We start from the raw sequence: 24,991 nt of genomic DNA on the forward strand, positions 1-24,991 counted from the left end.
GTAGGGAGGGGATATCGCGGGTGCGGCGGACCAACCGGGGGACGCGTGATGCATGACGCTGGCAGCCGTGGAATGGAGTGGCTCGCGCTGGAGGCGTTCGATCCGGCGCCGGTCGCGGTCGCGCTGACGGCCGGGCCCGACCACCGGGTGGCGTACACCAACCTCGCCTTCCGGACCTACGTCGGCGACCCCCCGCTCGGCCGGCCGATCGCGGACGCCTTCAGCGATCAGGTACAGCGGGACTACGGCGGCCTGCTCGACCATGTGCTGGCCACCGGGGAGCCGGCCAGCCTCGTCGAGGCGCCGGTGCGGACGGCGTCGTCCGCCGGCCCGGACCGGTTCCTGTCCGTCAGCCTGTCCCGGTTCACCCACGGGCGGCCCGGCGTGCTGATCATCGCCGTGGACGTGACCGAGCAGGTCGCCGCCGCGCGGCGGGCGGACCGGGCCACCAAGGAGCAGGAGCGGACCCGGCGCCGGTTCGAGAGCCTGGTGTGGCTCAGCGCGCAGATCGTGTGGGTGGCGGACCCGTCCGGCCAGGTGACGGAGTCGAGCGGGGTCTGGGAGGAGGTGACGGGCCAGTCGTGGGAGGAGTACCGCGGCGACGGCTGGTCGGACGTCCTGCACCCCGACGACCGGGCGCCGGCGCTGCGGTCGTGGCGGGAGACGTGCGAGCGGGCCCGTCCGTGGCACTACACCTACCGGGTGCGGAGGCGGGACGGCGAGTACCGGCACTACGACGTCCACGCCGCGCCCGTGTTCGAGGGCGACGTCGTGGTGGAGTGGGTCGGGACCTGCACCGATGTCGAGGAGCAGTGGCGGGAGCGGCAGCGCACGGAACTGCTCGACCGGGCCGCGGCGGCGGCCGGGGAGCAGACCGAGCTGGCCGGGATGTTCGCCGCGCTCGCGGACGTGCTCGTCCCCGCCCTCGCCGACGGTTGCGGGGTCCACCTGCTGCCCGACCTGGTCGACCGTCCGGCGGGCGCGCCGATCGTCGCGCACCGCATCGCGACCGCGTCGCGGGGCGGCGTGCGGCGGCAGCCGCCGGTCGGTGAGGAGCGCTTCGCCCCCGATAGCGGGTTCGCCCGCGCGATCAAGGCGCGCCGTCCGCTGCGCCGCACCTTCCCGCCGGGCCGCCCGCCCGAGGATCTGCTGCCCAGGACGACCGTCGCCTGGCTGGCCCGGGCCGAGGCCACCAGCGTCGTGCTGATGCCGGTCATCGTCGACGGGACGGTGGCGGCGGCGGTCACGGCAGCCCGGCGCGGCGACCGCGCACCCCTGGGCCCGGACGACATCGCCCTCATGCAGCAGGTCTTCAACCACACCCACGACGCGCTGAGCAGCGCCGCCCAGTACCACCGCACCCAGCAGCTCGCCCTGGCCCTCCAGCACAGCCTGCTCGCCGACCCGCCCGAGGTCGCCGGCCTGCGGCTCGCGGCCCGGTACCTGGCCAGCCCCGCCGCGGCCGGGGTGGGCGGCGACTGGTACGACTCGTTCGTCCTGCCGGACGGCGCGACCGTCATGGCCATCGGCGACGTGGTCGGCCACGACCTGGCCGCCGCCGTGGAGATGAGCCGGCTGCGCAACATGCTGCGCGTACTGACCGCCGACCGCCTCGCCCCGCCCTGCGAGATCCTCCGCCGCCTCAACGCCGCCATGGAGACGGTGGACCCCGACGCGACGGCGACCTGCGTCCTGTCCCGCGTCGAGCAGGCCGCGCCCGGCCGATGGCGGTTCACCTACGCCGTCGCCGGGCATCCGCCGCCGCTCCTGATCACGCCCGGCGGCGACGGCCGCTTTCTGGACGAGGTCGCCGACCCCCTGCTCGGCTCCCCGCTCGACCAGCCCTACCGCAGCGCGACCGAACCGCTGCCGTCCGGCTCCACCCTGCTGCTCTACACCGACGGCCTCGTCGAACACCGCGGCGAGGACCTGGACGCCAGCCTGGACCGGCTCCGCCTGAACGCGTCCGCGCTCGCGTCCCGTCCCCTGGAGGATTTCTGCGACGCGCTCCTGGACGCCATGCCCAGCACCGGCACCGACGACATAGCCCTGATCGCCCTGCGCGTCAGCCCGTGACGCCGACGGCGACGCCCGTCCCGGATGGGCCGGGACGGGCGCCGCCAGGGCCAGCGGCTCAGCGCGTCGGCGCGGGCGCGGCCGATTTCCGGGACCTGTAGTTGCCGATCGCGGCGGCGATCCCGGCGACCAGGGCGACGGTGATCCCGGCACCCCGGACCGACGCGCCGGCGAACTCGCCGAACGCGTCGGCGTCCGCCAGGCTGCCCACGAAACCCGCCACCTCGGCCAGCGCGGCCAGGACGGCCAGGACGGGCGTCCAGCGCCAGCGGGTCGCGGCCATCAGCGCGGCCACCACCAGCAGGATGATCATGCCGGGCGGGACGACCGGCATCTCCACCCCGGCCACCTTCTGGATCAGGAGGCCCGCGGCGCCGGTGACCAGGCCGGTCACCGTGATCAGTTCGGCTCGGTCGAGCGTCTTCATCTCTGCACTCCCTGCTCGGTTCGTACGGTGAGGCGATGATCTGATGCGGTGTCGGGGTGCGGCGTCGTCCCCGGGAGGGCTTCGCCGGTACGTCGGACGGCGCAGGCGGCGGCAAGCACGGACGGGCGCATCAGCGCGGTCGGCGGGTCCAGCAGCCCGATCACCCGCACCAGCCGCCCGGCGATCTCGGGGTCGCGGGCCGCGGCCGCCTGGACGCGGCCGACATAGGCGTTGAGCAGCCGGATCGCCGGGCCGCGCCGTCCCGGTACCTCGGGCATGGACAGGTCGGCGGCCACGGCCATCCGCCACGGGACGTCCAGCGCCTTGGCGACCGCGCGGAAGTACCGCCGGGTCAGGTCGCGGGCGCCGGCGTCGTCCAGGCACCTGGCGAGGACCTGCGCCTCCAGGCACGCGACCGTCATCCCCTGGGCGTAGATCGGGTTGAAGCTGCACAGCGCGTCCCCGGTCACCAGCAGGCCCGCCGGGAACCGCCGCAGCCGCTCGTAGCGGTGCCGGAGGTCGGACGGGTAGCGGTGGGCGGAGATCTCCCCGAGCGGCTCGGCCGCGCGTACCGCCCTCGCCACGTCCGGCGGGGCCAGGCCCTCCATGTAGGCCAGGAAGCCCTCCGGGTCGGTCGGCGGCCGGTGCCCCTTGTCGAGCCCGGCGACGGTCAGCAGGTGCCGGTCGCCCTCGATCGCGATCAGCGCCATCCCGCGCGGCCGTCCCGGCCCGGGGCCGACCACGACGGCCTTGTCGGGCAGCGATCCGAGCGGCAGCCGGACGGGACGGCTCGCGTACGCCACCCCGACCTCGATCTCCTCGCGCGGGGCAGGGTCGTAGCCGAGCGACTCCAGCCAGAGCCGGGTCCGCGCGGCACGTCCGGTCGCGTCCACCACCAGGTCGGCGGGGAGTTCCTCCTCGGCGCTGCCCGGGACCCGGCGCATGATCCGCACACCGGTGACGCGCCGGGGATCGGGCGCGACCAGCCCCACCGCGTCGCATCCGTGGGCGAACACGACGCCGTCCAGCGCCCGCACCCGCTCGCGGACGGCGCCCTCCAGCAGCGGGCGGCTCGCCTGCACCGCGCGGTCGCTGCGCGGCACCCGGCACAGCGCGTGCCCGCCCAGGTTGAACCGGTGCTCGGTGCTCGGGTCCGCGACCACGGCCCCGGCGTCGATCAGCTCGTCCTCGAGCCCGGGGAACAGGTCGCGCAGGATCTCCTGCCCGCGGGGCATCAGCATGTGCGCGTGCCGTCCCTGCGGCACGCCCTTCCGCGGCCGGCCGGGCCCGGGCGGCTCGTCCCGTTCGACGATCGTCACCTGCTCGCAGGCCCCGGCGAGGACCCGGGCGGCGAGCAGGCCCGCCATCCCGGCCCCGAGGACGACCGCGCGTTCTCCGACGCGTCCCATGTCTCGTACCTCCTTCGTAGCGGTGAGGTACGGCGACCATCCGGCGGTCCGGTGTCCACTCGACAGGCCATTCGCTGTCCGCCTTCTGCCCGATCCCGTGGCCTAGCGTTAGGGGACGGGGCAAGGCGGGCGCGGAGGGTGCCGATGAGCGGGACGTTCGGGGATCGGCTGCGGCGGGCCCGGCGGCGCCGGTTCGTGGGACGGGCCGGGGAGATCGAGCTGTTCGGCGGCGTGCTCGAAGCCGGCGACGGCGCGCCGTTCTCGGTGCTGTTCCTGCACGGGCCCGGCGGCGTCGGGAAGAGCGCGCTGCTGGCCGAGCTGGCCGAGGAGGCGCGGCGCTACGGGGTCGCGCCCGTGCTGGTGGACGCCCGCGTCGTGGACCCGGCCCCCGAGGCGCTCGCGCAGGCGGCCGGGCCCTTCGAGCAGGCGGCGGGGACGGGCGCCGGCCGCCGGGTCGTCATGATCGACACCTACGAGCTGCTCGCCCCGCTGGACGACTGGATGCGGGAGACCTTCCTGCCGTCGCTTCCGTCGGACGCGCTCGTGGTCATCGCCGGACGGGACGCGCCCGGCCCCCGCTGGACCGCCGATCCGGGGTGGCGAGAGCTGCTGCGGGTGGTGTCGCTGCGGAACCTGCGTCCGGAGGACACCCTCGCGTACCTGCGGGTGGAGGGCGTCCCGGACGACCTGCACGAGCAGGTGCTCGCCATGACGCACGGGCATCCGCTGGCGCTCTCGCTGACCGTGGACATGATCGTCCGGCAGCGGCGGGAGGGCCGCGCGGTGCCGGACGCGCTGGCCGGCGCCCCCGACGTCGTCCGGGCCCTGCTCGGACGGGTGATCGACCAGGTCCCCTCGCCCCGGCACGCGCGGGCGCTGCAGGTCTGCGCGCACGCCCGCTTCACCACCGAGGAACTGCTGCGCGCCATGCTCGACGGCGACAACGGTGACGGCGACGGCGAGCTTTTCGGGTGGCTGCGCACGCTGTCGTTCATGGAGGAGGGAGTGCACGGCATATTCCCCCATGACGTCGCCCGAGACATCCTGGATGCGGACCTGCGCTGGCGCGACCCGGACGGTTACGCGGCCCTGCACCGCCGGCTGCGCGGCCATTTCGTCGAGCGCGTCCGGCAGGCGACGGGCAACCGCCGCGACCGCCGCAAGCACGTCGCGGACGTGCTGTTCCTCAGCCGGTCCCATCCGGTGGTCAGCTCGTACTGGCAGCTCACCGGGCTGGGCCGCTTCTTCACCGACGAGGTGCGCCCGGAGGACCACGCGGCGCTGCTCGACCTGACCCGGCGCACGCAGGGCGAGGAGCAGGCCCGGCTCGCGGCGTACTGGCTGGAACGCCGTCCGGACGCGTTCGGAGCCTTCCGCGACACGTCCGGCGAGACGTTCGGGTACGCGGCATTCCTGCCCTTGCACGAGGCCGACGAGCAGGACCTCGCGCACGATCCGGCCGCGCGGGCGATGTGGGAGTACACCGCGCGGCACGGCCCGGCCCGTCCTGGAGAGAGCGTCATGGCCTGGCGGTTCTTCGTGGACTCCGAGGCGCATATCCGCCCGTCCCGGGCGGAGACGCTGATCCGGCTGTGGAACGGCCAGGAGATCATCACGCGCGGGCCGCGGGCGTGGGACATCGTCGCCGTCCCGTCCGACCGCGACTACTGGGACCCGCTGCTGAGCCATTTCGACTTCCACCACGCCACGCGGTACGAGATAGGCGGCCGCCCCTACGAGATGTACGCCCACGACTGGCGGCGGCTGAGCGTCGAGGAATGGCTCGACCTGACCGCCGAACGCGAATTGGGCGCCGCCGCCACTCCGCCCACCGGGACGGCTCCGGAACTGGTGCTCTCCCAGCCCGAATTCGCAGACGCGGTAAGGGCGGCGCTGAAGGATCTGCACCGTCCGGAAAGGCTCGCGGGCAATCCGCTCATGCGCTCACGGCTCGTCCGGCACCGTCCCGGGACGCTTCCGGAACTGATCGCCGAGGCGGCCGAAACGCTCCGCGGCGAGGAGTCCCTGTATAGGGTCATCGACCGCACGTTCCTGCGCCCGGCGTCCACCCAGGAACGCGCGGCCGAAATGCTGGGCCTGCCGTTCAGCACCTACCGCCGCCACCGAAACCGCGCGGTGGAGCGGATCACCGCCTGGCTCTGGCAACGCGAAATCCACGGCCCTTCGGACGATGACTAGCGTGCGTTGAAGGCATTGATCGCGGTGTGGGCTTCGGGGGTTTGGATGATCTGGAGCTGGTTGGCGGCCTCGGCGTCCAGGGCCTCGGCGAAGGTGGTCCGCCATGTCTGGTTCAGCATGCGTTTCGTCCCGGACAGGGCGGCCGGGGAGAGGGCTAGCAGACGGTCGGCCAGGTCGGTCACCGCCGCGTCCAGGCCGCTCGGTGAGGTGACCTGCGTGATCATGCCGATGTCGAGGGCGGCCTCGGCGCCGACGCGGTCGCCCAGGAGGCACAGTTCGCGGGCGCGCCGTTCCCCCACCAGCCTCGGCAGCAGCCAGCTCGCGCCGCTGTCGACCGACAGCCCGCGGTGCACGAACAGCTGGGCGAAGTAGGCGTCCTCGGCGGCGAGGACGAAGTCGCAGGCCAGCGCCAGGTTCGCGCCCGCACCGGCGGCGGGCCCGCCGACCTTGGCGATCGTCGGGACGGGCAGCTCGCGCATCGCCAGCACGCACCGGTTCGACACGGCGATGCGGTCGGGCAGCGAGCCGGGGTCGTCCAGCAGGCCGGAGACGTCCGAGCCGCCGCAGAAGGAGCCGCCCGCGCCCGTGACGATCAGGACGCGGATGTCGTCGAGGTCGGCGAGGATCTCGTCCAGGGCGCTCCACATCGCGTCGGTCATGGCGTTGCGTTTGGCGGGACGGTTCAGCGTGATCTCGGTGATCCCGCGGTCGCGGACGACGTCGACGCTCATCGCCGCGCCCCCGCCGGACGGTCGCCGTCCAGGGTCCGCGCGACGATCTCCTTCATGATCTCGTTCGTGCCGCCGAAGATCGTCTGGATCCTGGCGTCCAGGTACGCCCTGGCGATCGGGAACTCGCGCATGAACCCGTAGCCTCCGTGCAGTTGCAGGCAGCGGTTGACGACCGTCTGCTGCAGCTCGGTCGTCCAGTACTTGGCCTTGGCCGCGTCCTCGGCCGTCAGCTCGCCCCGGCCGTGGGCCTCGATGAGGGCGTCGACGAAGGTCTGCCCGACGTCCACCTGGACGGCGAGGTCGGCGAGGGTGAACCGGGTGTTCTGGTGCGCCATCAGCGGCTTCCCGAACGCCTCGCGCTGCTTGCAGTACTCGACCGTCCAGGAGAGGGCGGCGCGGGCGGCCGAGATCGCCGACACCGCCAGGCCCAGCCGTTCCTGGGCCAGGTTCCGCATCAGGATGGTGAAGCCCTCGCCCTCGCCGCCGAGCAGGTTCGCGGCGGGGACCCGCGCGTCGGTGAAGAACAGCTCCGCCGTGTCCTGGCTGCGCAGCCCGATCTTGTCGAGGTGGCGGCCGCGGGTGAAGCCGGGCGTCCCGTCCTCCACGACCAGGAGGCTGATCCCCTTGTGGCGCTGTGCCGGGTCGGTCCGGACGGCCAGGACGACCAGGTCGGCGTTGAGGCCGTTGGTCACGAACGTCTTGGCGCCGTTGACGACGTAGTCGTCGCCGTCCAGGCGGGCGCTCGTGGTCAGCGCGGCCAGGTCCGAGCCCGCGCCCGGCTCGGTCATGGAGATCGCGCCCATGATCTCGCCTGTCACCATCCCCGGCAGCCACCGCTGCTTCTGCGCCTCGTCGGCGAAGTGCAGCAGGTAGGGCAGGACGACGTCGTTGTGCAGCGTGATGCACATGCCCGACCCGATCACGTTCGCCCGCTGCAGCTCCTCGCCGATGACGGCGTTGAACCGGAAGTCGTCCTCGCCGAGGCCGCCGTACCCGGACGGGACCGCCATCGCCAGATATCCGGCTTCGCCGGCGGCGGTGAACATCTCGCGGCCGACCCGTCCCGCCTCCTCCCAGCGGTCGTGGTGCGGGAGGATCTCGGCGGCGACGAAGGACCGGAAGCTCTGCCGGAAGTCCTCGTGGACGTCGTCGTACAGCGTTCTGCGCATCGTCCCTCCGCTCATCGCGCGGTCCAGCCGCCGTCCACGGCGATGGTCTGGCCGGTGATGAAGCCGCCTGCGTCACCGGCCAGGAGCAGCAGCGGGCCGTCGAACTCGTCCAGCCGACCGGGACGGCGCATGGGCGTGTTGCGCCGGAGCCACCGCATGGCCTTCTCGTCGGCGAACATCTCCTCGGTCAGCTCGCTGGGAAACCAGCCGGGCGCGATGGCGTTGACGCGGACGCCCTCGTCCGCCAATTCCGCGCCGAGCTGCCGGGTGAGGTTGACGACCCCGCCCTTGGCCGCGCAGTAGGCCGCCTGCGTGACCGGCCACGACGCGCCCAGGCCGAAGATCGAGGCGATGTTGACGATGGAGCCGCCGCGTCCCCGCATGGCCTGCGCGGCGTGGACGCTCATCTCGAAGGTGGCGGTGAGGTCCACGTCGAGCGTCCGCCGGAACTCCTTGGCCGTCAGGTCGAACGCGGGCACCGGGTCGCCGAAGCCCGCCGCGTTGACCAGGACGTGCGGCCCGCCGAGCTCGGCCGCCCGCTCCACGACGCGGGCGCAGTCCTCGGTGACCGTGACGTCGCACGCCTGGGCGATGATCCGGTCGTCCGCCTCGGCCAGCTCCCGCAGCCGGGACTCCCGGCGCGCCGCGGCGACGACGGTCGCGCCCGCCCCGGCCAGGACGCCGCACATGTGCCGCCCGATGCCGCTGGACGCGCCGGTGACGATCGCGACGCGTCCGTCCAGGGAGAACAGCCCGCTCATGACAGACGCTCGATGATCGTCGCGTTGGCCATGCCGCCGCCCTCGCACATCGTCTGCAGCCCGTACCGGCCGCCGGTGCGCTCCAGCTCGTGCAGCAAGGTCGTCATCAGCTTGGCGCCGGACGCGCCGAGCGGGTGGCCCAGCGAGATGCCGCCGCCGTTGACGTTGAGCCTGTCCGGGTCGGCGCCGAGTTCGCGCTGCCACGCCAGGACGACCGGCGCGAACGCCTCGTTGACCTCGAACAGGTCGATGTCGTCCACGCTCAGGCCGGTCCTGGCGAGGACGTCGCGGGTGGCGGGGATGGGCGCGGTGAGCATGTCGACCGGGTCGTCGCCCACCACCGACATGCCCCTGATCGCCGCGCGGGGCGTCAGGCCGAGGCGCTCGGCGGCGGTGTCGCTCATGACGAGGACGGCGGCGGCGCCGTCCACGATCTGCGAGGAGTTCCCGGCGGTCACCCGCCCCTCGGGGACGAACGCCGGCTTGAGCCCGCTCAGCGCCTCCGCGGAGGTGGCGCGGATGCACTCGTCCTCGGCGAGCAGCCCGCCGGGCTTGCTGACCTCGCCGGTCTCCCGGTCGCGGACCTTCCGCGCCACCGGGACGATCTCGCGGCGGAACCGCCCCTCGGCGGTGGCCGCCGCCGCCCGCTCCTGGCTGCGCAGGCCGTAGGCGTCGAGTTCCTCGCGGGTGAGCTTCCAGCGGTCCACGATCAGCTCGGCGGAGATCCCCTGCGGGACGAGCCCGGACGTCCCGTAGGAGACGCGGTCGGCGTACCGGGCCTGGACCTCGTCCCCGTAGACGGCCCTGATGTCGCCGCCGGGGGCGTTGGAGAACATCGGCACGGTGCTCATGCACTCGACGCCGGCGGCGACGACCACGTCCATGAAGCCGGACGCCACGGCCTGCGCCGCGAAGTGGACCGCCTGCTGGGACGAGCCGCACTGGCGGTCCACGGTCGTCCCCGGGACTCCGGCGGGCCAGCCCGCCGCCAGGACGGCGTTCCGCGCGATGTTGGTGCTCTGCGGACCCACCTGGGTCACGCAGCCCATGATCACGTCGTTGACGGCGGACGGGGGGATCCCGGCGCGCTCGGCGAGGGCCTTCAGCGTCTCGGCGGCCAGTTCGGCGGGATGCCACCCTGACAGCGACCCGCCCCTCTTGCCCGCGGGGGTACGGACGGCCTCCACGATGACGGGAGTCGGCACGGCATGTCCTTTCAGAATCGTCGTGGAACGGAGATCAGCCGGCGGGGGCCCGGGTGAGCAGCGACAGGCATCCGGCCGTGACGGCGTCGTCCCGCAGCCGGGACGGCGGACCGTCCAGCGCCGACGCCGCCCGCGCCCGCCGGAAGTACAGGTGGGCGTCGTGCTCCCAGGTGAACCCGATGCCGCCGTGCACCTGGATGAGCGCGTCGGCGGCGCCGTCGAACGCCTCGGACGCCTCGGCCTTGGCCAGCAGGACGAGCTGGTGCGCGGCCTCGCCATCACCGGAGTCGATGGCCTTGGCGGCGGCGAGGACCAGCGCACGTGCCCCCGCCACCGCGATCGCGACCCGCGCGCAGCGGTGCTGGATCGCCTGGTAACCGCCGATGACCTGGCCGAACTGCGTCCGGATCTTCGCGTAGTCCACCGTCTGGGCCAGGCAGCCCTGCGCGCCGCCGACCTGCTCGGCGGCCAGCAGGAGGCGGGCGGCGTCCCGCGTCCGGTCGTGCGCGCCGGTGTCGCCGGGCGCCGCCGGCACGGCCCGCAGCTCAAGATCGGCCAGGGTGGCGGTCAGGTCGGTCGCCTGGACGGGCCGCCGAGCGACCTCACCGCTGTCCCCGTCCAGCCGGACCAGGACGGGGACGGTCCCTTCAGCCGAGTCGGCCAGAGTGAGCAGCACGTCCGCCGACATGCCGTGGGTGACGGCGCGCACGGTTCCGGAGATGCGGCCATCGGCGGAGAGCACCACCCCCGGACGCCGGTCGGCGAACGACTGCGGCATGCCGACGATCTTGGTGCCGTCCAGCAGATCTTCGACGCCGTCAGGCGCGCCCAGGAGGCTCAGCGTCCAGGCGGCGAGGACGGACGCCCGCACCGGCCCGGGGTAGAGGCACGCGCCCGCCTCTTCGAGCGCCGCGGTCAGATGGACGAGCCCGAGCCCCAGACCGCCCGCCGCCTCCGGACCGGCCATCGCGACCAGGCCGACCTCGCCCGCGAGTGCACGCCAGCGTTCGCGGTCGAAACCGTCCTGGCCGAAGGCGCCGGGGTCGTCGCGCAGCGCCCGCGCCTCGTCCAGCACGGAGGCGTCGGCGAAGTACGCGCGCAGCGCGGACCGCACCTCCTCCGGGCTCAGCAGTTCCTCGCTCACTTCGCGCCCGCCCAGCCCCGCTCGTCCAGCCACGCGCTGATCGTGTCGACGGCCTCCGCCAGGTGCGGGCGCTGGCTCCGGCCCGAGTAGTAGTGGTTGGCGCCTTGGACGGTGTGCAGCGTCTTGTCCTTGTGCCCGACCGCCTCGTAGAGCCGCTGCGTGTGGCTGGGGGTGCAGGCGTCGTCGGCGGAGTTCCCGATGACGAGCGTGGGGACCTCCAGGTCGGCGGCGCAGCGCAGGCCGTCGGCGTTCGCGTCGTCGTAGCTCCACTGCGACAGCCAGCTCCGCAGGGTGGAGAAGCGCGCCAGCCCCACCGGCCCCATGTTCACGACCTTGGGATCGCCCAGGTAGCACCAGCCGGGTCGCCGGTCGTTGGGGTCGACGGCGGGGTCCAGCCAGCGCGGGTCGGCCATCGTGCCGTGGGTGACGAAACCCCGTTCCTCCAGTGGCCGCCCGCTGCTCCGCAGGTCCTCCAGCGTCTCCTTGACCCGCGCCGTGATCCGCCGGTTGCGGTCGATCTGCGCCTGCCGGTACCGGGCCAGGAACTCCTCGGTGTACGGCGGCCGGTTCGGGTTCTCCGGGTTGTAGAGGTCGAGCTCGGGGTCGCGCTTCTCGGGGTCGTGCTCGTCCAGGATGGACGCGTCCATCCATTCGGTGAGCGTGCCGTGCCTGCTGATGTGCGCGGCGAGCAGCATCAGGCCGTCCGCGGGCTGGAGTCCGAGCTTGGTCAGGTCGGGCGCCTCGCCGGCGGGGGTGGCGGTGACGGTCGGCGACTGCGCCTGCTGCTGGTAGTACAGCGACAGCGAGCCGCCGCCGCTCCAGCCGCCCAGGATCACGTTGCGGTAGCCGAGCCGCTCGCGGGCGTCCCGGACGCAGGCCCCCAGGTCCTGGACGACCTTCTCCATGATCAGCGCGCTGTCCACGCCGCGGTACCGGCTGTTGCAGTAGATGACGTGGTGCCCGGCCCGGGGCAGCGCGTTCGACATCGGCAGGTAGGCGCCCCCGCCGATCGGGTGCATGAAGACGATCACCGTGTCGGACGGGACGCCGCGCGGCCTGAGCAGGTAGCTCTCCAGCACCACGTCCTCGACCACGCCGCCGTAGGTGTCGCGGTAGGCGGAGTCGTCCTTGAAGATCACCAGGTACGGGACGCGGTCGTACTCGTAGCGGTCAGCACTGACGGCGCGGTCGGTGGCGGTCATGCGCCCTCCCCGAGGGCCGCGTCCAGCAGCGCCGGGCTCGGGGTGAGGCGGCGGCGCGTGTCGATCGCGATGACCTTCCACTCCACACGCTGGTCCACGTCGAACCGGCGCCGCGAACGCTCCCGCGCGCGTTCCGGAATGCCGTGGTGGATGCCCTGCGGGACGACGGAGAGCAGCCCCTCGGGCATGTCCACGCCGAACACGTTCCCGCCGTGGTAGAACGCGACCTCGTCGTAGTCGACGTTGCGGTGGTACCAGGGGATGCGCTCCACGCCCGGGACCATCTCGGCCGGACGGGGCAGGAAGTTCATCACGTACACGCCGGTGGCCTGCATGAACAGGTGCACCGTCGGCGGCAGGTGGACGCTCTCCGACGTGATCACGTCGTAGTCGTCGATGTTGAACGTGAAGGCGACGTTGTCGCCCCGCCAGCCCTCGGCGTCCAGCGGGTGGTGCGGGGTGAACAGCGACGTCCGGCCGCCGAGGTGGCGGAGGCGGATCTCGTACTCGTCCTGCCGCGGCTCCTCGAACACCTCGGGCTCGGGCACCGTGATCAGCGCGGGGTCGTAGGGGAAGTACCGGCCGATCGCGCCCGCCTCGGGCACCCGGAACTCCTCCCGCGCCTCCACGATGAGCAGGTGCGACTCGCCGTCCGGGACCTGCCGGTACGTCGTCGCCTTCGGCAGGTAGACGTAGTCGCCCGGACGGTAGGCCAGCCGTCCGAACTCGGTCTCGAAGTGCCCGGTGCCCTTATGGACGAAGTAGAGCTCGTCACCGTCGACGTTGCGCTCGTAGCACGGCGCGGCCTGCCCGCGGCGGCTGAGCAGGATGCGGCAGTCGTCGTTGCTGAGCAGCGGCAGCGGCTCGCCCGCCGGGTCGTGCAGGTCCGTCGGTTCGAGCGTGCCGGTCAGGACGTCCAGCGGCCGCAGGTCGCCCTCGACGCGGTATTTGGACGGGTCGTTGCGGCGGTAGAAGAAGGTGGTGCGGCCGGTGAACCCGGACCGGCCCATCTCGTCTTCCTTCAGCCCGTCCAGGTCGCGGTGGACCTGCCGTGGTGTGTTTCCCTTGCGCAGTTGGATGAAGGATTCCATCGTGCAGTCCTTAGTTGAGCGGCTTGGGCGGCCGGGGAAGGCCGAGCCCGCGCTGGGCGATGATGTTGAGCTGGATCTCGTCGGTGCCGCCGGCGATGTGCATGGCCGGGGCCCCGAGGACGAACTCCGACCAGGCGTAGGCGTCCGGCTCGCCGCCGTCGGCGAAGGCGCGCTCGCCGAGGACCTCGCCCGCCAGCGCCGCGATCTCGTCCACGGCCCGGGTCATGAGCATCTTCAGGACGGACCCGGACACCGGCGCCGTCCGGTGGCCCCAGGATGTTTCGGGGAGCGCGGCGGCGGCGCGCATCGCGGTGACCGCGGCGACCGTCCGGGCGATCCGCTGCCGGTGGACGGGATCGCCGGCCGCGCCGAGCCGCTCGACCAGCGCCGCCAGCCGCTCCAGCACGTACGGGCTGACCGGGCCGTCGCCGCCGATCATGGTCTCGCGCTCGCTGCCGAGGCTGGTCCCGGCGACCCGCCAGCCGTCGCCGACGCCGCCGATGCGGTGGGAGTCGGGGACGCGCACGCCGTCCAGGAACACCTCGTTGAACGCGGACCCGCCGGTCATCTGCCTGATCGGGCGGACGGTGACGCCCGGAGCGTGCATGTCCACCAGGAACACCGTCAGCCCGCCGTGCTTGGGCGCCGACGGGTCGGTGCGGACGAGCGCCTCGCCCACGTCCGCGAGGTGGCCCATCGACGTCCACACCTTCTGGCCGGTGAGGATCCAGTCGTCGCCGTCCCGGACGGCCCGGGTCGCGACGCCCGCGAGGTCCGACCCGGCGCCCGGCTCGGAGAACAGCTGGCAGCCGATGATGTCGGCGCGGTAGAGCGCGGTCAGCATCCGCCGCCGCAGCTCCGCCGTGCCGTGCGCGTCGATCGCGGGCGCGACGATGTGCAGCCCGACGAACAGCATCTCCCGGGACGGGAAGCCCAGGTCGGACAGGAGGCGCTCGACGATCTGGTCGTGCTCGCGGGTCAGCCCGCGTCCGCCGCAGTCGGCGGGGCCGCTCGGCCAGGCCAGCCCGGCGTCGAACAGCCGCGCCTGAAGCTCCCTGGCCTGCTTGACCTGGAGTTCGTGCCCTTCGCCCAGCTCCTCCACGGCGGCGATCCGGTCGGACGCGCGGCGGCCCCCGCTGAGCCCGGCGTCGACGAACTCGTCGGCGATCGACCGCAGGAACCGCTCGGCCTCGTCCTGGAAGGCGTCCAAGCTGAGGGAGTCGTTGTCGCTCGGCACCGGATCAGTCCTCCGCGAGCCCGGCGAGCTTGAGCGCCAGGGCCTTCGCGTCGTCCATCGGGTAGTGCTTGCGGGCCACCAGGCGCTGCGCGTAGAGCCCGCCGCCGGACTGCAGCATGGTGACCAGCTGCCAGCCGCCGTAGGCGTCGGCGGTGAAGTCGCGGATCGCGTGGAACAGCCGGGTGCGGTACTCGCCGTCGATGCCGTCCTTCGTCCGCATGTACTTGCGGATGAACGGGCCGACCTCGGCGTGCTCCAGATCGCTGACGGACGGCGCGGTGACGATCGCCCCGCCGCCGATGTCGTGCAGGTGGCGGATCATCGTGCTGAACTCGGCGGCGCCGTAGTGCTTGGCGGCGTTGGTGTACAGCTCGCTGGGGAAGTACCAGCCCTCCGGGCTGGCCTCGGCGTTGGCGATGGCCGCCTCCAGGGAGCCGCGCACCAGCGTGGCGTAGATGACCATCTCGGCGATCTTCTCGCGGATGTGCGAGACGCGCTCGGTGCCGTTGGCCTCGGCGATGAGCTGCGCCAGCCCGACCAGGGTGTCGCCGTACTCGGCCAGGTGCGCGGTCCCGCCGAGCCGCTCCCACAGCCCCAGGGAGTGCGCGAACGTCGCGGAGTGCTCGATCTCGCCCGCCAGGAACACCCGCTCGTTGGGGACGAAGACGTCGTCCAGGAGGACGAAGCCCTCCGGCATGTTGTGCTTGGAGCTGACCGGGAAGTCGGCCTCCCGCTCGCGCGGCGCGTAGCTGGTGTTGACGATCGTCACGCCCGGTGCGTTCACCGGGATGGCGCACGCGACCGCCCAGTCCTCCTCGCCCGGCTTCATGTTCTTGGTCGGCATGACCACCAGCTCGTGGCTCACCGCCGCCGACGAGATGTGCAGCTTCGCGCCCCGGACGACGATGCCGTCCGGGCGGCGCTCGACGATGCGGGTGTAGACGTCGGGGTCGTCCTGCGCGCTCGGGGGGCGCTTGCGGTCGCCCTTGGCGTCGGTGATCGCCTGCACGCAGCGCAGGTCGTTGTCGCGGCAGTGCGCGAAGTAGTCCTCGATCCGCCGCGCGTACTCCTGGTTCGCCGGACGGATCCGCGCCGCCGCGGTGAGCAGCGCGAGCAGCCCCTGGGACGTGGTGACGGTGACCATGTCCCAGCCCAGCAGCAGTTCCAGGATGTCCTTCAGCTCCGCCGGGCTGTGCGGGATCTTGAAGTACGGGCCGCTGGCGTCGTCCCCGGGGCGGTGATGCCGGTCGTATCCCGCACCCACCAGCTTCAGCGCGGTGGCGAACTGCGGGTGGGTGGTCAGGTCTTTGATGTCCTCGCCCTCGGCGACGATCCGTCTGCCGTCGTCGAGTGAGGCGAGGTACTCCTCCCCGGTCATCATCGCCATGGGTGCGTCCCTTCGATCGGCCGTTCGGTCGTGCGGCGGGGGAACGCCGCGTGCTGAGAATAATACTGATGCTAAATTCAGTTTTAGTCAACGCCGATCATGCGCCCGCCGGGGGCCGATCCTCTAGACTCGGTCCACCACGTCACCGGGTGCGCGGGAGCGGTCCGCGGTCATCAGAAGGGGTTGCAGGATGCCTTCGAGGCCACCCACGCCGAAGGGACGGCGGACCGAGGCGGCGTTCCTGGACGCGGCGCGGAAGGTCTTCGCGGAGCAGGGCTACTTCAACGCCAAGATCTCCGACATCGCGCGGCAGGCGGGCAAGTCCCCCGGCTCGTTCTACAACTACTACGAGAACAAGGAAGAGCTGCTCCAGGCGCTGCTGGAGCAGTTCTCCGTCGAGGTCCTCGAGACCTCGTTCGAGGCCCAGAGCGACGACCCGATGGAGGGCATCCGCGCCGCCGTCCGGGCGTACTGGACCACCTACCGCAAGTACCTCGCGGAGATGGTCGGCGTGTTCCAGATGTCCATGACGGACGAGGCGTTCGCGCAGCGGTGGCGGGAGCACCGCGCCATCGGCATCCGCGTGGTCCGGGCCGGGATCAGGAACGCGGAGCGGTCGGGCTACCGCGTCGGCGCCGCGCCCGGCCTCCTCGCCTCGGCGATCGTCTCGGTGCTGGAGGCGTTCTGCTGGGTCTGGATGGTGTCGGGCGGCGACACCGACGTGGACGCCCCCGACGACGAGGCCGCCATCGAGACGCTCAGCCTGCTCTGGTACCGCGCCGTCTACCACCGCGAACCCGAGGCCTGACCGCTGGGACGGCCGGCGGCCGGGAGGTCACGCCCTCGTCGCGGCGTTCAGCCTGGGTCCCGCGCGCATGATCTGGCCCGGAAGCTCGCGTCCCGTGATCTCCTCGGCGAGCCGGGCGGCGGTGACCAGCCGGGACAGGTCCAGCCCGGTGGCGACGCCGAGCTCGTGGGCCAGGTGGACGAAGTCCTCGGTGCTGATGTTGCCGCGGGCGGACGGCGGCGCGAACGGGCAGCCGCCCATGCCCGCGGCCGAGGCGTCGAACAGCGTGACGCCGAGCGTCAGCGCGGTGAGCGCGTTGGCCATGCCGAGGGCGCGGGTGTCGTGCAGGTGCAGTCCCACGGGACGGCCGTCCGCGGCGGACCGGGCGACGGGCACCAGGGCGGCGATCGACGCGGGCGTGGCCATGCCGGTCGTGTCTGCGAGGAAGACCTCGTCGGCGCCTTCGCGCACCGCCAGGCTCACCAGCGAGAGCACGGTCTCGGCGGGGACGTCGCCCGCGTAGGGGCAGCCGAACGCGGTGGCGACGACGACGCTCAGCGGCGTCCCCGCCTCTCCGGCGAGCGCCGCGACCCGGTGCAGTTCGCGTGCGGATCGCTCCGTGGTCATCCGCACGTTGCGCTCGTTGAACGTGCTGCTCGCCGCGACGACGAACACCAGGCGGTCGACGGCGCCGGTGGCGAGGGCCCGCTCGGCGCCGCGGCCGTTGGGCACCAGCGCCTCGACGGACACGTCCGGGAGGTCGCGGACCGCGCGGACCACCTCTTCGGCGTCCGCCATCTGCCGGACGGCGCGCGGGCTGACGAACGACGCCGCCTCGATCCGCCGCACGCCCGCGGCGGCGATGGCGCGGATCAGCCGGACCTTGTGCTCGGCGGTCAGCGTGGCGTCGATGTTCTGCAGCCCGTCCCTGGGGCCGACCTCCCGGACCTCGATGGCGGCGGGCAGCCGCTCCGGCCAGTTCCAGGGCAGCGGGGAGGTGGAGTCGGCGGACTGGACGGGCATGCGGATTCCCTTCTGGGGCGGTGACGGGTCGGCCGCCGCGGCACGGTTGCCTGAACCCGACCACCAAGACTAATTTCAGATTCAGAAAAATCAAGACCGGCGGCGCCGTCGCGATCTTCCGTCCCGGGATACGGTCCCGGGGATTGCGCTCGCGCAAGACTGAGACTAGTTTCAGTTTCAGTTTGTTTCGAAAGGACCGATCTCCGTGACCCACCGCTTCACCGTCCGGCCCGGGGACGTCCCGTGAGCTCCACCCCGCTCGACGGCGTCCGGGTCCTCGAACTCGGGAGCTTCATCGCCGGTCCGTTCGCCGGCCAGCTCCTCGGCGACTACGGCGCCGAGGTCGTCAAGATCGAGCCCTGCGACGGCGACGCCATGCGGCGCTGGGGCCTCATGCGGGACGGCCAGTCCCTGTGGTGGGCCCAGCTCGCCCGCAACAAGCGCTCCGTGGCCGTCGACCTGCGCGATCCGCGCGGCCGGGACCTGGTGCGGCGGCTGGCGCACAAGGCCGACGTCGTGGTCGAGAACTTCGCGCCCGGACGGCTGGCGGGCTGGGGCCTGGACTACGCCGCGCTCTCGGCCGCGAACCCGAAGCTGATCATGGCGCATGTCTCCGGCTTCGGGCAGAGCGGGCCGCGGGCGCACGACCGGGGGTTCGGCAGCGTCGGCGAGGCGATGGGCGGCATCCGCGCCCTCACCGGCCATCCCGACCGTCCGCCGACGCGCGTGGGCGTCAGCCTCGGCGACGCGCTGGCCGGGATGTTCGCAGTGATGGGGGTGCTCGCCGCGTTGCAGGAGCGCCACCGCAGCGGCCGCGGCCAGGAGATCGACGTCGCGCTGTACGAGGCCGTGTTCGCGCTGATGGAGTCGAGCCTGGCCGAGCACGAGCTCGCCGGTTCCACCCGTACGCGCACCGGCAGCACGCTGCCGGGGGTGGCGCCGTCCAACGTCTACCGGGCGGGCGACGGCGGCGAGCTGCTGATCGCCGCCAACGGGGACGCGCTGTTCGCCCGGCTCTGCGCGGCGATGGACGCCCCGGACCTGGCCGCCGATCCCCGGTTCGCGACGCACCAGGCGCGCGGGCAGAACATGGCCGAGCTGGACGCCCTGATCGGCGACTGGGTCGGCGGGCTGCCGCTGGAGGAGGCCGAACGCCTGCTGGACGAGCACGCCGTCCCCCGCGGACGCATCTACACCCCGGCGGACATGCTCGCCGACGCGCACTACGCCGCCCGCGACATGATCGTGCGACTCGCCGACCCGGGCACCGGCCTGGAGATCCCGATGCCCAACGTCGTCCCCAAGCTGAGCCGGACGCCGGGCGCGGTCCGCGCGCCGGGCCCGCTGCTCGGCGCCGACACCGACCAGGTCCTGCGGGACTGGGCCGGCTGCCCGGAGAAGGAGATCGACCTGCTGGCCGCGCGCGGAGTCGTCCGGCGCGCGGACGCCACCGACGCCGCTGCCGCCGCCGACACCGGCGACGCCGACCCCCGCCCGACCTCCGCCGTCCGGCACTAGCAAGGGAGAATCGAGGATGCGCACCACCGAGTCCCTCGTCCGGAGGCACGCCGAGCTGCGGCCGGACGCCGTCGCGTTCGCCGGCCACGATGGCCCGCCGCTCACCTACCGGGACGTGGACGCCGCCGCCGACCGGATCGCCGCGGGGCTGCTCGCCGCCGGGATCGGGCCGGGCGACCGGGTGGCCTGGCTCGGCCGCAACCATCCCGACTACGCCCTGCTGCACCTGGCGGCCGAACGCGTCGGGGCGGTGATGAACCCGCTCAACTGGCGGCTGTCCGCCCGCGAGCTGACCGCGGTGATCGCGGACGCGGGGCCCGGGATCTTCGTCGTCCAGGAGGAGTTCGAGCCGCTGCTGCGGGACTCGCTGCCCGGGGACTCGTCCGCGCCCGTCGTCGTCATCGGCGGTGCTGGGTCCGAGGACGGCTTCCGCGCCTGGTACGGCGGCTTCCCCGCTGAACCGGGCGGGCGCGGCACCCGCGAGGGCGACCCGACGCTTCTCTACTACACCTCCGGCACCAGCGGCCGGGCCAAGGGCGTGCTCTACGAGACCGGGCGCTGGGTCAAGGCGCTCGACGCCTACCCGGGGTGGGAATGGCCGGAGTCCCCGGTCCTGCTGATCGTCGCGCCGGTCTTCCACGTCGCCGGGGGCGTCTGGACGATGTACGGGCTGCGCCTCGGCGCCCGGACCGCGCTGGTCGCCGACGCCTCGCCCGCCCACGTCCTCCGCGTCCTGCAGAAGCAGAGCATCACGCACGCGCAGCTCGTCCCGGCGATGCTGCGCGCCATCGTCGACAGCGGGCAGGTGGACGCGCACGACCTGTCCGCGCTGCGGCTGGTCGCCTACGGCAGCTCTCCGATCACCCCGTCGCTGCTGAAAGCCTCCCGTGCGGCGCTGGGCTGCGACTTCGTCCAGGTCTACGGGCTGACCGAGACCTGCGGGACGGTCTGCACCCTCGGCGCGGACGAGCACGACGAGGCGGGGCCGTACCTGGCGTCGGCGGGGCGGCCGGTGGCGGGCGCCGAGATCCGGGTCGTCGGGCCCGTGGACCGCCGCGTCCTGCCGCCGGGCCAGGTGGGCGAGGTGACGCTGCGGATGCCGTGGATGATGGCGGGCTACTGGGGCATGCCGGAGAAGACCGCCGAGGTCGTGGACGCGGACGGCTGGTTCCGCAGCGGCGACGCGGGCTACCTGGACGAGTCCGGCCATCTGTACCTGACCGACCGCATCAACGACATGATCGTCAGCGGCGGCGAGAACATCTACCCGGCCGAGGTCGAGAACGTCCTCGCCGAGCATCCGGCGGTGCTGGAGGCGGCGGTGGTGGGGCGGCCGGACGAGCGGTGGGGCGAGTCGGTGCTCGCCGTCGTCGTGCCGCGCCCCGGCGCCGAGCCGGACGCGGACGAGGTGATCGCCTTCTGCCGGGAGCGGCTGGCCCACTACAAGTGCCCGCGCCGCGTCCAGGTGGTGGAGGCGCTGCCGCGCAACGCCTCGGGCAAGATCCTGCGCAGGGAGCTCCGCGGCGGCCCGGCGGTCCCTAGCTGAGCCCTGCCGGGGAGGCCGTCACGTGCCGGGCGGGGTGCTTGCCGTTACCACCGTCCGGCGCGTGGTCGTGCGCGTGATCCGGGACGTCGGCCTGGGCGTCGGCCGGGGCGTTGAAGAAGACCGTCCGGTACCAGATGGCGGCCAGGGTGCGGATCGCGGTCTCGTCGTCGGGCGCCGGGACGCCCTCGTCGCCGCCGCCGACCATCCACACCCAGCAGAACGACTCCAGGGTGGACACCAGCGCGGAGGCCAGCACCTCGGTGTCGAGGCCCGGGTCGTAGCCCTCGCTGCGGGCCCGGACGATGCCGTCCACGATGCTCCGCACCCCGGCGGCGCGGTTGCGGCGCCACTTGCGGGCGTACTCGGGGTCGGTCATCGACATCTGAAAGACCCCGATCATCTCGGGCAGGTACTTCCGGTAGGCGGACCAGTAGGCGCGCACGGCCTCGACGATGTTCTCGTACGGGTCGCCCTTGTGGTGCAGCCGGGCGGTGGTGCCTTGCACCTCGGACGAGAACTGCCCGAGCAGCGCTTCGAGCAGCTCTTCCTTGTTGTCGTAGTAGTTGTAGAAGGAGCCGGCCGAGCGTCCCGCGGCCTCCGCGATGTCGGAGATCTTGGTGTTGAAGTAGCCCTTTTCGGCGAACACCTTGCGCGCGGCGTCCAGGAACGCCGCCTCCGTGCGCCGGCCCTTCGGAGTGTTAGCCATTCCGCTCGGTCCTCCACTGCGTGTGTACGACCATCGTAACCAGATCTTGCGCATACCTGAAACTGAATCTATCATCAGAAATTCTGCGACCGGAAGCCCCGACACCCCCTTTGGAGCCCGCATGTCCGACGAGGTGCTGGTCGAGCACGCCGACGGCGTCACCGTCATCACCCTCAACCGCCCGTCCGTCCGCAACGCGGTCAACCGGGCCGTCAGCGACGGCGTCGCCGCCGCCCTGGACGAGTTCGACTCCCGTCCCGACCTCACCGTCGCCGTCGTCACCGGCGCCGGCGGGACGTTCTGCTCCGGAATGGACCTCAAGGCGTTCGTGGCGGGCGAGGACGTCAGCCATCCCGAGCGCGGCTTCGCGGGGATCGCCGAGCGCCCGCCGCGCAAGCCGGTGATCGCGGCGGTCGAGGGCTACGCGCTGGCCGGGGGCTGCGAGATCGCGCTCGCCTGCGACCTGATCGTCGCCGCCGAGGACGCCAGCTTCGGGCTGCCGGAGGTCAAGCGGAGCCTGGTCGCGGGCGCCGGCGGCCTGCTGCGCCTGCCCCAGCGCATCCCGCCGGGCATCGCCATGGAGCTCGCGCTGACCGGCGGGCTCTTCACCGCCGCCGACGCCCACCGGCACGGCCTGGTCAACCGGCTGACCGCGCCCGGCGAGGCGCTGGCCGCGGCCCGCGCGCTGGCCGCCGAGATCGCCGCCAACGGCCCGCTCGCGGTGGCCGCCACGAAGGAGATCATCGTCTCGTCCGCCGACTGGAGCACCGGCGAGGCGTTCGCCAGGCAGCAGGAGATCATGGACCCGGTGTTCACCTCGGAGGACGCCCGCGAGGGCGCCGTCGCCTTCGCCGAGAAGCGCCCGCCGAAGTGGCGGGGGCGCTGAGTTCGCTGACGGGCGGAATGCCGGGCCGGGCGCCGTCCGCGTCCGGCCCGGCACCGCTACCGCCGTCCCAGGCCGGACGGCTCGAAGCCGTACACGCGCTCGGCGTTGGCGATCCGGAGCTTGTACTGGACGTCCTCCGGGAGGCCGGTGAGTTGCGCGTCGATGGCCTTGCGGACGTCCGGCCAGATCGAGTCGCCGTGCGGGTAGTCCACCTCGCACATCACCGCGTCGGCGCCGAGGTCCTCGAGGAACCGGATGCCGACCTGGTCGTCGATGAACGCGCCGAAGACGTTCCTGCCGAAGTAGTCGCTGGGCCGGTGCCTCAGCGTCGAGTCCACCCAGTCGGGACGGTCGTCGTAGTACCGGTCCATCGTCTGGAGCTGGTACGGGATCCAGCCGATGCTCGCCTCGGAGTAGACGACGCGCAGGTCCGGGAAGCGGTCGAACGTCCCCGAGAAGATGTACTCGGTCATGGAGTACGGCGCGTTCAGCCACACCTCGCTCATGTGGGTGAGGTAGTCGCCGTCCTCGGGGCTGTCCACCCTGGACGATGATCCGATGTGGCAGGACAGGGGGAGGTCCATCTCCTGGGCCGCCGCGAACAGCGGGTCCCAGTAGCGGTCCTTGTCGTACAGGGACGGGAAGCCCTGGTGGTGCGGTCGCTCGGAGAACACGACGCTGCGCACCCCGCGCGGCGCGACCCGCTCCAGTTCCTTCACGGCCAGGGCCGGGTCCCACATCGGGACGAGGACGGCGGGGATCAGCCGTCCCGGCGCGGCCGCGCACCACTCCTCGGTCATGAAGTCGTTGTAGGCGCGGATGCACGCGTACGACAGGTCCCGGTCGGTGTTGAGGTTGAGGTACGTCCCGCCGAACCCCGGCATGGTGGGGAAGCACATCGAGGCGAGCACGCCCGCGGCGTCCATGTCCTCCAGGCGCCGGTCGACGTTGGAGCATCCGTCGTACAGGTCCTCGAACCGGGGGACGATCCGCCGCCGCTCGGTCTCCGTGAGCTGGTCGACCGAGCACATCATCCCGGAGAAGAACCGGACGTCGCCGTCGAAGTCCCAGGCGATGCCCTCGTCCCCGCGCTCGACCACCTTGGGGGCGCGGTCCTTGTACTTGGCGGGGACGCGGGACGTCCAGGTGTCGGGCGGCTCGATCACGTGGTCGTCCACCGAGATGACCGCCCATTCCTCTGCTTCTGCCATCTGCGGGCACTCCTTCCGGTCGTCGGGTGAAAGTCAGAGCTTGAGGACGCGCTCGGCGTTGCGGTGTGCGATCTTGGCGCGGTCGGCGGCGCAGATCGGGGCGGCGTCGAGGAACCGCACCGCGACGTCGGTGCGCTCGAAGGGGTAGTCGACGCCGAACATGATGTTGTCGGCGCCGACCGCGGCGATGGCGCCGGTGAGCGCCTCCGCCGAGCACACCCCGGTCGTGGTGATCATGACGTTGCTCTCCAGGTACTCCGAGGGCCGCTTGCCGAGCCGCAGCGTCATGAACTCGTACCGGGCGTCCAGCCGGGCCTTCTGGAACGGCAGGAACTCGCCCATGTGGCCGAGGACGAGGGTCGCGCCGGGGAAGTCGTCGAAGACGCCCGCGTAGATGAGGCGGAGCGCGTGCGCCGCGGTCTCCGCCGCCCAGCCGAACGTGGGGCCCTTGAGGTACGGGTGGCCGCGGAAGACCTGCCAGTCGTCCTGCGGCGGGGCGCCCGGATGGAGGTACAGCGGGACGCGCAGCTCCTCCAGCCTCTCCCAGACGGGACGGAACTGCTTCTCGTCCAGGTACTGCCCGAACGTGTGCCCGTTGACGAGGGCGCCGTTCAGCCCGAGGCCGCCGATCGCCCGGTCCAGCTCGGCGCACGCGGCGGCCGGGTCCTGGAGGGGTAGTGCCGCGAGGCCCGCGAAGCGGGTGGGGTGGGCTTCGATGGTCGCGGCCAGGAAGTCGTTGGCGGTCCTGGCGTTCGCGATCGCCGTCGCGGTGTCGCGCTCGGCCTGGATCCCGGGGGCGGTCAGGGACAGCACCTGGACGTCGATGCCGTGCGCGTCCATGTCGGGGATGCGAAGCTCGGTGAAGTCGGTGAGCCTGCGGTTCCAGCGCTCGACGGCCTCCGCCCGGTAGTGCGGGTTCCCCACCATCCTGCCGACCTCGGAGCCCATGCCGGGCAGGGCGAACGCCTCTTCGAGGGCGATCCTCCTGAGCTTGCCGTTGTCCGTCATCGCGCCGCGGTCGCCCTCCGTGCCGATCATCGCCTGATCTCCGTCCGTGGACAGCCAGTATGAAGATGAATTTAGAATTAGTAAACCCCTGGAAGGCGGGCTGACAGGGGCTTCCGCGCGAAGGTTGACGCAGTCAACGAACACGGGGCGAGACCGAAGCCGTGCTAACCCTTGCCCGTCACCAAAAAACTGAGTATAAAATCACTTTCAGGGAATCGTCCGGCCATCGTTGCTGGTCGCACCGGATGGCGCGGGATCTTGTCCAGAG

The 24,991-nt window shown here is 72.5% G+C and carries 21 protein-coding genes; 6 read left to right on the forward strand and 15 right to left on the reverse strand.

Going from position 1 to position 24,991, the window contains the following annotated elements; translation table 11 throughout:
- Window positions 1-48: 48 nt before the first annotated feature.
- Window positions 49-2,076: a SpoIIE family protein phosphatase gene (locus tag E1287_RS01305; RefSeq protein ID WP_131962677.1), complete on the forward strand. Its 2,028-nt coding sequence runs from the start codon at window positions 49-51 to the stop codon at window positions 2,074-2,076.
- 58 nt (window positions 2,077-2,134) lie between these two features.
- On the opposite strand, the gene E1287_RS01310 is transcribed toward E1287_RS01305, so the two are convergent.
- Window positions 2,135-2,503, reverse strand: a complete 369-nt coding sequence (locus E1287_RS01310) for a hypothetical protein (RefSeq protein ID WP_131962679.1) — start codon at window positions 2,501-2,503, stop codon at window positions 2,135-2,137.
- A complete protein-coding gene (locus tag E1287_RS01315; protein ID WP_207933955.1) occupies window positions 2,500-3,912 on the reverse strand; it encodes an FAD-dependent monooxygenase in 1,413 nt (470 codons plus the stop codon). Before E1287_RS01315 ends, E1287_RS01310 begins: the two co-directional genes overlap by 4 nt.
- A 144-nt stretch (window positions 3,913-4,056) precedes the next feature.
- Between E1287_RS01315 and E1287_RS01320 the strand changes: the two genes are divergently transcribed.
- Window positions 4,057-6,111 (forward strand): AAA family ATPase, encoded by a 2,055-nt coding sequence (locus E1287_RS01320; protein ID WP_131962681.1) that lies wholly within the window; start codon window positions 4,057-4,059, stop codon window positions 6,109-6,111.
- On the opposite strand, the gene E1287_RS01325 is transcribed toward E1287_RS01320, so the two are convergent.
- Genes E1287_RS01325 through E1287_RS01365 form a run of 9 tightly spaced genes read right to left on the reverse strand, consistent with a single transcriptional unit; the run spans window position 6,108 to window position 16,038 of the window.
- Window positions 6,108-6,842 (reverse strand): enoyl-CoA hydratase-related protein, encoded by a 735-nt coding sequence (locus E1287_RS01325; RefSeq protein ID WP_131962683.1) that lies wholly within the window; start codon window positions 6,840-6,842, stop codon window positions 6,108-6,110. The two genes, E1287_RS01320 and E1287_RS01325, sit on opposite strands and share 4 nt — an antisense overlap.
- Entirely contained in the window at window positions 6,839-8,011 is a 1,173-nt protein-coding gene (locus tag E1287_RS01330; RefSeq protein WP_131962685.1) for an acyl-CoA dehydrogenase family protein, read from the reverse strand. Before E1287_RS01330 ends, E1287_RS01325 begins: the two co-directional genes overlap by 4 nt.
- Before the next feature lie 11 nt (window positions 8,012-8,022).
- Window positions 8,023-8,772, reverse strand: a complete 750-nt coding sequence (locus tag E1287_RS01335; protein ID WP_131962687.1) for an SDR family oxidoreductase — start codon at window positions 8,770-8,772, stop codon at window positions 8,023-8,025.
- Window positions 8,769-9,977: a thiolase family protein gene (locus E1287_RS01340; RefSeq protein ID WP_131962689.1), complete on the reverse strand. Its 1,209-nt coding sequence runs from the start codon at window positions 9,975-9,977 to the stop codon at window positions 8,769-8,771. Before E1287_RS01340 ends, E1287_RS01335 begins: the two co-directional genes overlap by 4 nt.
- Before the next feature lie 34 nt (window positions 9,978-10,011).
- Window positions 10,012-11,154 (reverse strand): acyl-CoA dehydrogenase family protein, encoded by a 1,143-nt coding sequence (locus tag E1287_RS01345; protein ID WP_131962691.1) that lies wholly within the window; start codon window positions 11,152-11,154, stop codon window positions 10,012-10,014.
- Window positions 11,118-12,323 (reverse strand): alpha/beta fold hydrolase, encoded by a 1,206-nt coding sequence (locus E1287_RS01350; protein ID WP_131962693.1) that lies wholly within the window; start codon window positions 12,321-12,323, stop codon window positions 11,118-11,120. Before E1287_RS01350 ends, E1287_RS01345 begins: the two co-directional genes overlap by 37 nt.
- On the reverse strand, window positions 12,320-13,414 hold the full coding sequence (locus E1287_RS01355) for a homogentisate 1,2-dioxygenase (protein WP_131962695.1): 1,095 nt from the start codon (window positions 13,412-13,414) through the stop codon (window positions 12,320-12,322). The genes E1287_RS01350 and E1287_RS01355 overlap by 4 nt, the downstream gene beginning before the upstream one ends.
- A gap of 10 nt (window positions 13,415-13,424) precedes the next feature.
- A complete protein-coding gene (locus E1287_RS01360) occupies window positions 13,425-14,651 on the reverse strand; it encodes an acyl-CoA dehydrogenase family protein (protein ID WP_131962697.1) in 1,227 nt (408 codons plus the stop codon).
- A 4-nt stretch (window positions 14,652-14,655) separates the two neighbouring features.
- Window positions 14,656-16,038, reverse strand: coding sequence for a 4-hydroxyphenylacetate 3-hydroxylase N-terminal domain-containing protein (locus E1287_RS01365; RefSeq protein WP_131962699.1), 1,383 nt, complete (start codon window positions 16,036-16,038; stop codon window positions 14,656-14,658).
- 190 nt (window positions 16,039-16,228) lie between these two features.
- Between E1287_RS01365 and E1287_RS01370 the strand changes: the two genes are divergently transcribed.
- Window positions 16,229-16,846 carry a TetR/AcrR family transcriptional regulator gene (locus E1287_RS01370; RefSeq protein WP_131962701.1) on the forward strand — a complete coding sequence of 206 codons (618 nt, stop codon included), beginning with the start codon at window positions 16,229-16,231 and terminating at the stop codon, window positions 16,844-16,846.
- A 27-nt stretch (window positions 16,847-16,873) separates the two neighbouring features.
- On the opposite strand, the gene E1287_RS01375 is transcribed toward E1287_RS01370, so the two are convergent.
- Window positions 16,874-17,848, reverse strand: a complete 975-nt coding sequence (locus E1287_RS01375; RefSeq protein WP_207933956.1) for a hydroxymethylglutaryl-CoA lyase — start codon at window positions 17,846-17,848, stop codon at window positions 16,874-16,876.
- A 243-nt stretch (window positions 17,849-18,091) separates the two neighbouring features.
- On the opposite strand from E1287_RS01375, the gene E1287_RS01380 reads away from it, so the two are divergent.
- Entirely contained in the window at window positions 18,092-19,366 is a 1,275-nt protein-coding gene (locus tag E1287_RS01380) for a CoA transferase (RefSeq protein WP_131962703.1), read from the forward strand.
- Between the two features lie 16 nt (window positions 19,367-19,382).
- A complete protein-coding gene (locus E1287_RS01385; protein WP_131962705.1) occupies window positions 19,383-20,912 on the forward strand; it encodes a long-chain-fatty-acid--CoA ligase in 1,530 nt (509 codons plus the stop codon).
- On the opposite strand, the gene E1287_RS01390 is transcribed toward E1287_RS01385, so the two are convergent.
- Window positions 20,905-21,618, reverse strand: coding sequence for a TetR/AcrR family transcriptional regulator (locus tag E1287_RS01390; protein ID WP_131962707.1), 714 nt, complete (start codon window positions 21,616-21,618; stop codon window positions 20,905-20,907). The genes E1287_RS01385 and E1287_RS01390 overlap by 8 nt on opposite strands.
- A gap of 121 nt (window positions 21,619-21,739) precedes the next feature.
- Here E1287_RS01390 and E1287_RS01395 point away from each other — a divergent pair, with 121 nt between their 5' ends.
- Window positions 21,740-22,504: a crotonase/enoyl-CoA hydratase family protein gene (locus E1287_RS01395; protein ID WP_131962709.1), complete on the forward strand. Its 765-nt coding sequence runs from the start codon at window positions 21,740-21,742 to the stop codon at window positions 22,502-22,504.
- Window positions 22,505-22,560: 56 nt separating this feature from the next.
- On the opposite strand, the gene E1287_RS01400 is transcribed toward E1287_RS01395, so the two are convergent.
- Window positions 22,561-23,715, reverse strand: a complete 1,155-nt coding sequence (locus tag E1287_RS01400) for an amidohydrolase family protein (protein WP_131962711.1) — start codon at window positions 23,713-23,715, stop codon at window positions 22,561-22,563.
- A gap of 33 nt (window positions 23,716-23,748) precedes the next feature.
- Window positions 23,749-24,753 (reverse strand): amidohydrolase family protein, encoded by a 1,005-nt coding sequence (locus E1287_RS01405; protein WP_243718488.1) that lies wholly within the window; start codon window positions 24,751-24,753, stop codon window positions 23,749-23,751.
- Window positions 24,754-24,991: the final 238 nt, after the last annotated feature.

This window comes from Actinomadura sp. KC06 (assembly GCF_004348735.1).
Lineage (GTDB): Bacteria > Actinomycetota > Actinomycetes > Streptosporangiales > Streptosporangiaceae > Spirillospora.

Bases quoted from the DNA above. Each gene is read 5' to 3' on its own strand.
- E1287_RS01335 (WP_131962687.1), bottom strand. From the start codon at position 8,772: ATGAGCGGGCTGTTCTCCCTGGACGGACGCGTCGCGATCGTCACCGGC.
- E1287_RS01385 (WP_131962705.1), top strand. From the start codon at position 19,383: ATGCGCACCACCGAGTCCCTCGTCCGGAGGCACGCCGAGCTGCGGCCG.
- E1287_RS01375 (WP_207933956.1), bottom strand. From the start codon at position 17,848: ATGCCCGTCCAGTCCGCCGACTCCACCTCCCCGCTGCCCTGGAACTGG.
- E1287_RS01310 (WP_131962679.1), bottom strand. From the start codon at position 2,503: ATGAAGACGCTCGACCGAGCCGAACTGATCACGGTGACCGGCCTGGTC.
- E1287_RS01355 (WP_131962695.1), bottom strand. From the start codon at position 13,414: ATGGAATCCTTCATCCAACTGCGCAAGGGAAACACACCACGGCAGGTC.
- E1287_RS01320 (WP_131962681.1), top strand. From the start codon at position 4,057: ATGAGCGGGACGTTCGGGGATCGGCTGCGGCGGGCCCGGCGGCGCCGG.
- E1287_RS01350 (WP_131962693.1), bottom strand. From the start codon at position 12,323: ATGACCGCCACCGACCGCGCCGTCAGTGCTGACCGCTACGAGTACGAC.
- E1287_RS01315 (WP_207933955.1), bottom strand. From the start codon at position 3,912: ATGGGACGCGTCGGAGAACGCGCGGTCGTCCTCGGGGCCGGGATGGCG.
- E1287_RS01370 (WP_131962701.1), top strand. From the start codon at position 16,229: ATGCCTTCGAGGCCACCCACGCCGAAGGGACGGCGGACCGAGGCGGCG.
- E1287_RS01325 (WP_131962683.1), bottom strand. From the start codon at position 6,842: ATGAGCGTCGACGTCGTCCGCGACCGCGGGATCACCGAGATCACGCTG.
- E1287_RS01330 (WP_131962685.1), bottom strand. From the start codon at position 8,011: ATGCGCAGAACGCTGTACGACGACGTCCACGAGGACTTCCGGCAGAGC.
- E1287_RS01390 (WP_131962707.1), bottom strand. From the start codon at position 21,618: ATGGCTAACACTCCGAAGGGCCGGCGCACGGAGGCGGCGTTCCTGGAC.
- E1287_RS01305 (WP_131962677.1), top strand. From the start codon at position 49: ATGCATGACGCTGGCAGCCGTGGAATGGAGTGGCTCGCGCTGGAGGCG.
- E1287_RS01365 (WP_131962699.1), bottom strand. From the start codon at position 16,038: ATGGCGATGATGACCGGGGAGGAGTACCTCGCCTCACTCGACGACGGC.
- E1287_RS01405 (WP_243718488.1), bottom strand. From the start codon at position 24,753: ATGATCGGCACGGAGGGCGACCGCGGCGCGATGACGGACAACGGCAAG.
- E1287_RS01395 (WP_131962709.1), top strand. From the start codon at position 21,740: ATGTCCGACGAGGTGCTGGTCGAGCACGCCGACGGCGTCACCGTCATC.
- E1287_RS01400 (WP_131962711.1), bottom strand. From the start codon at position 23,715: ATGGCAGAAGCAGAGGAATGGGCGGTCATCTCGGTGGACGACCACGTG.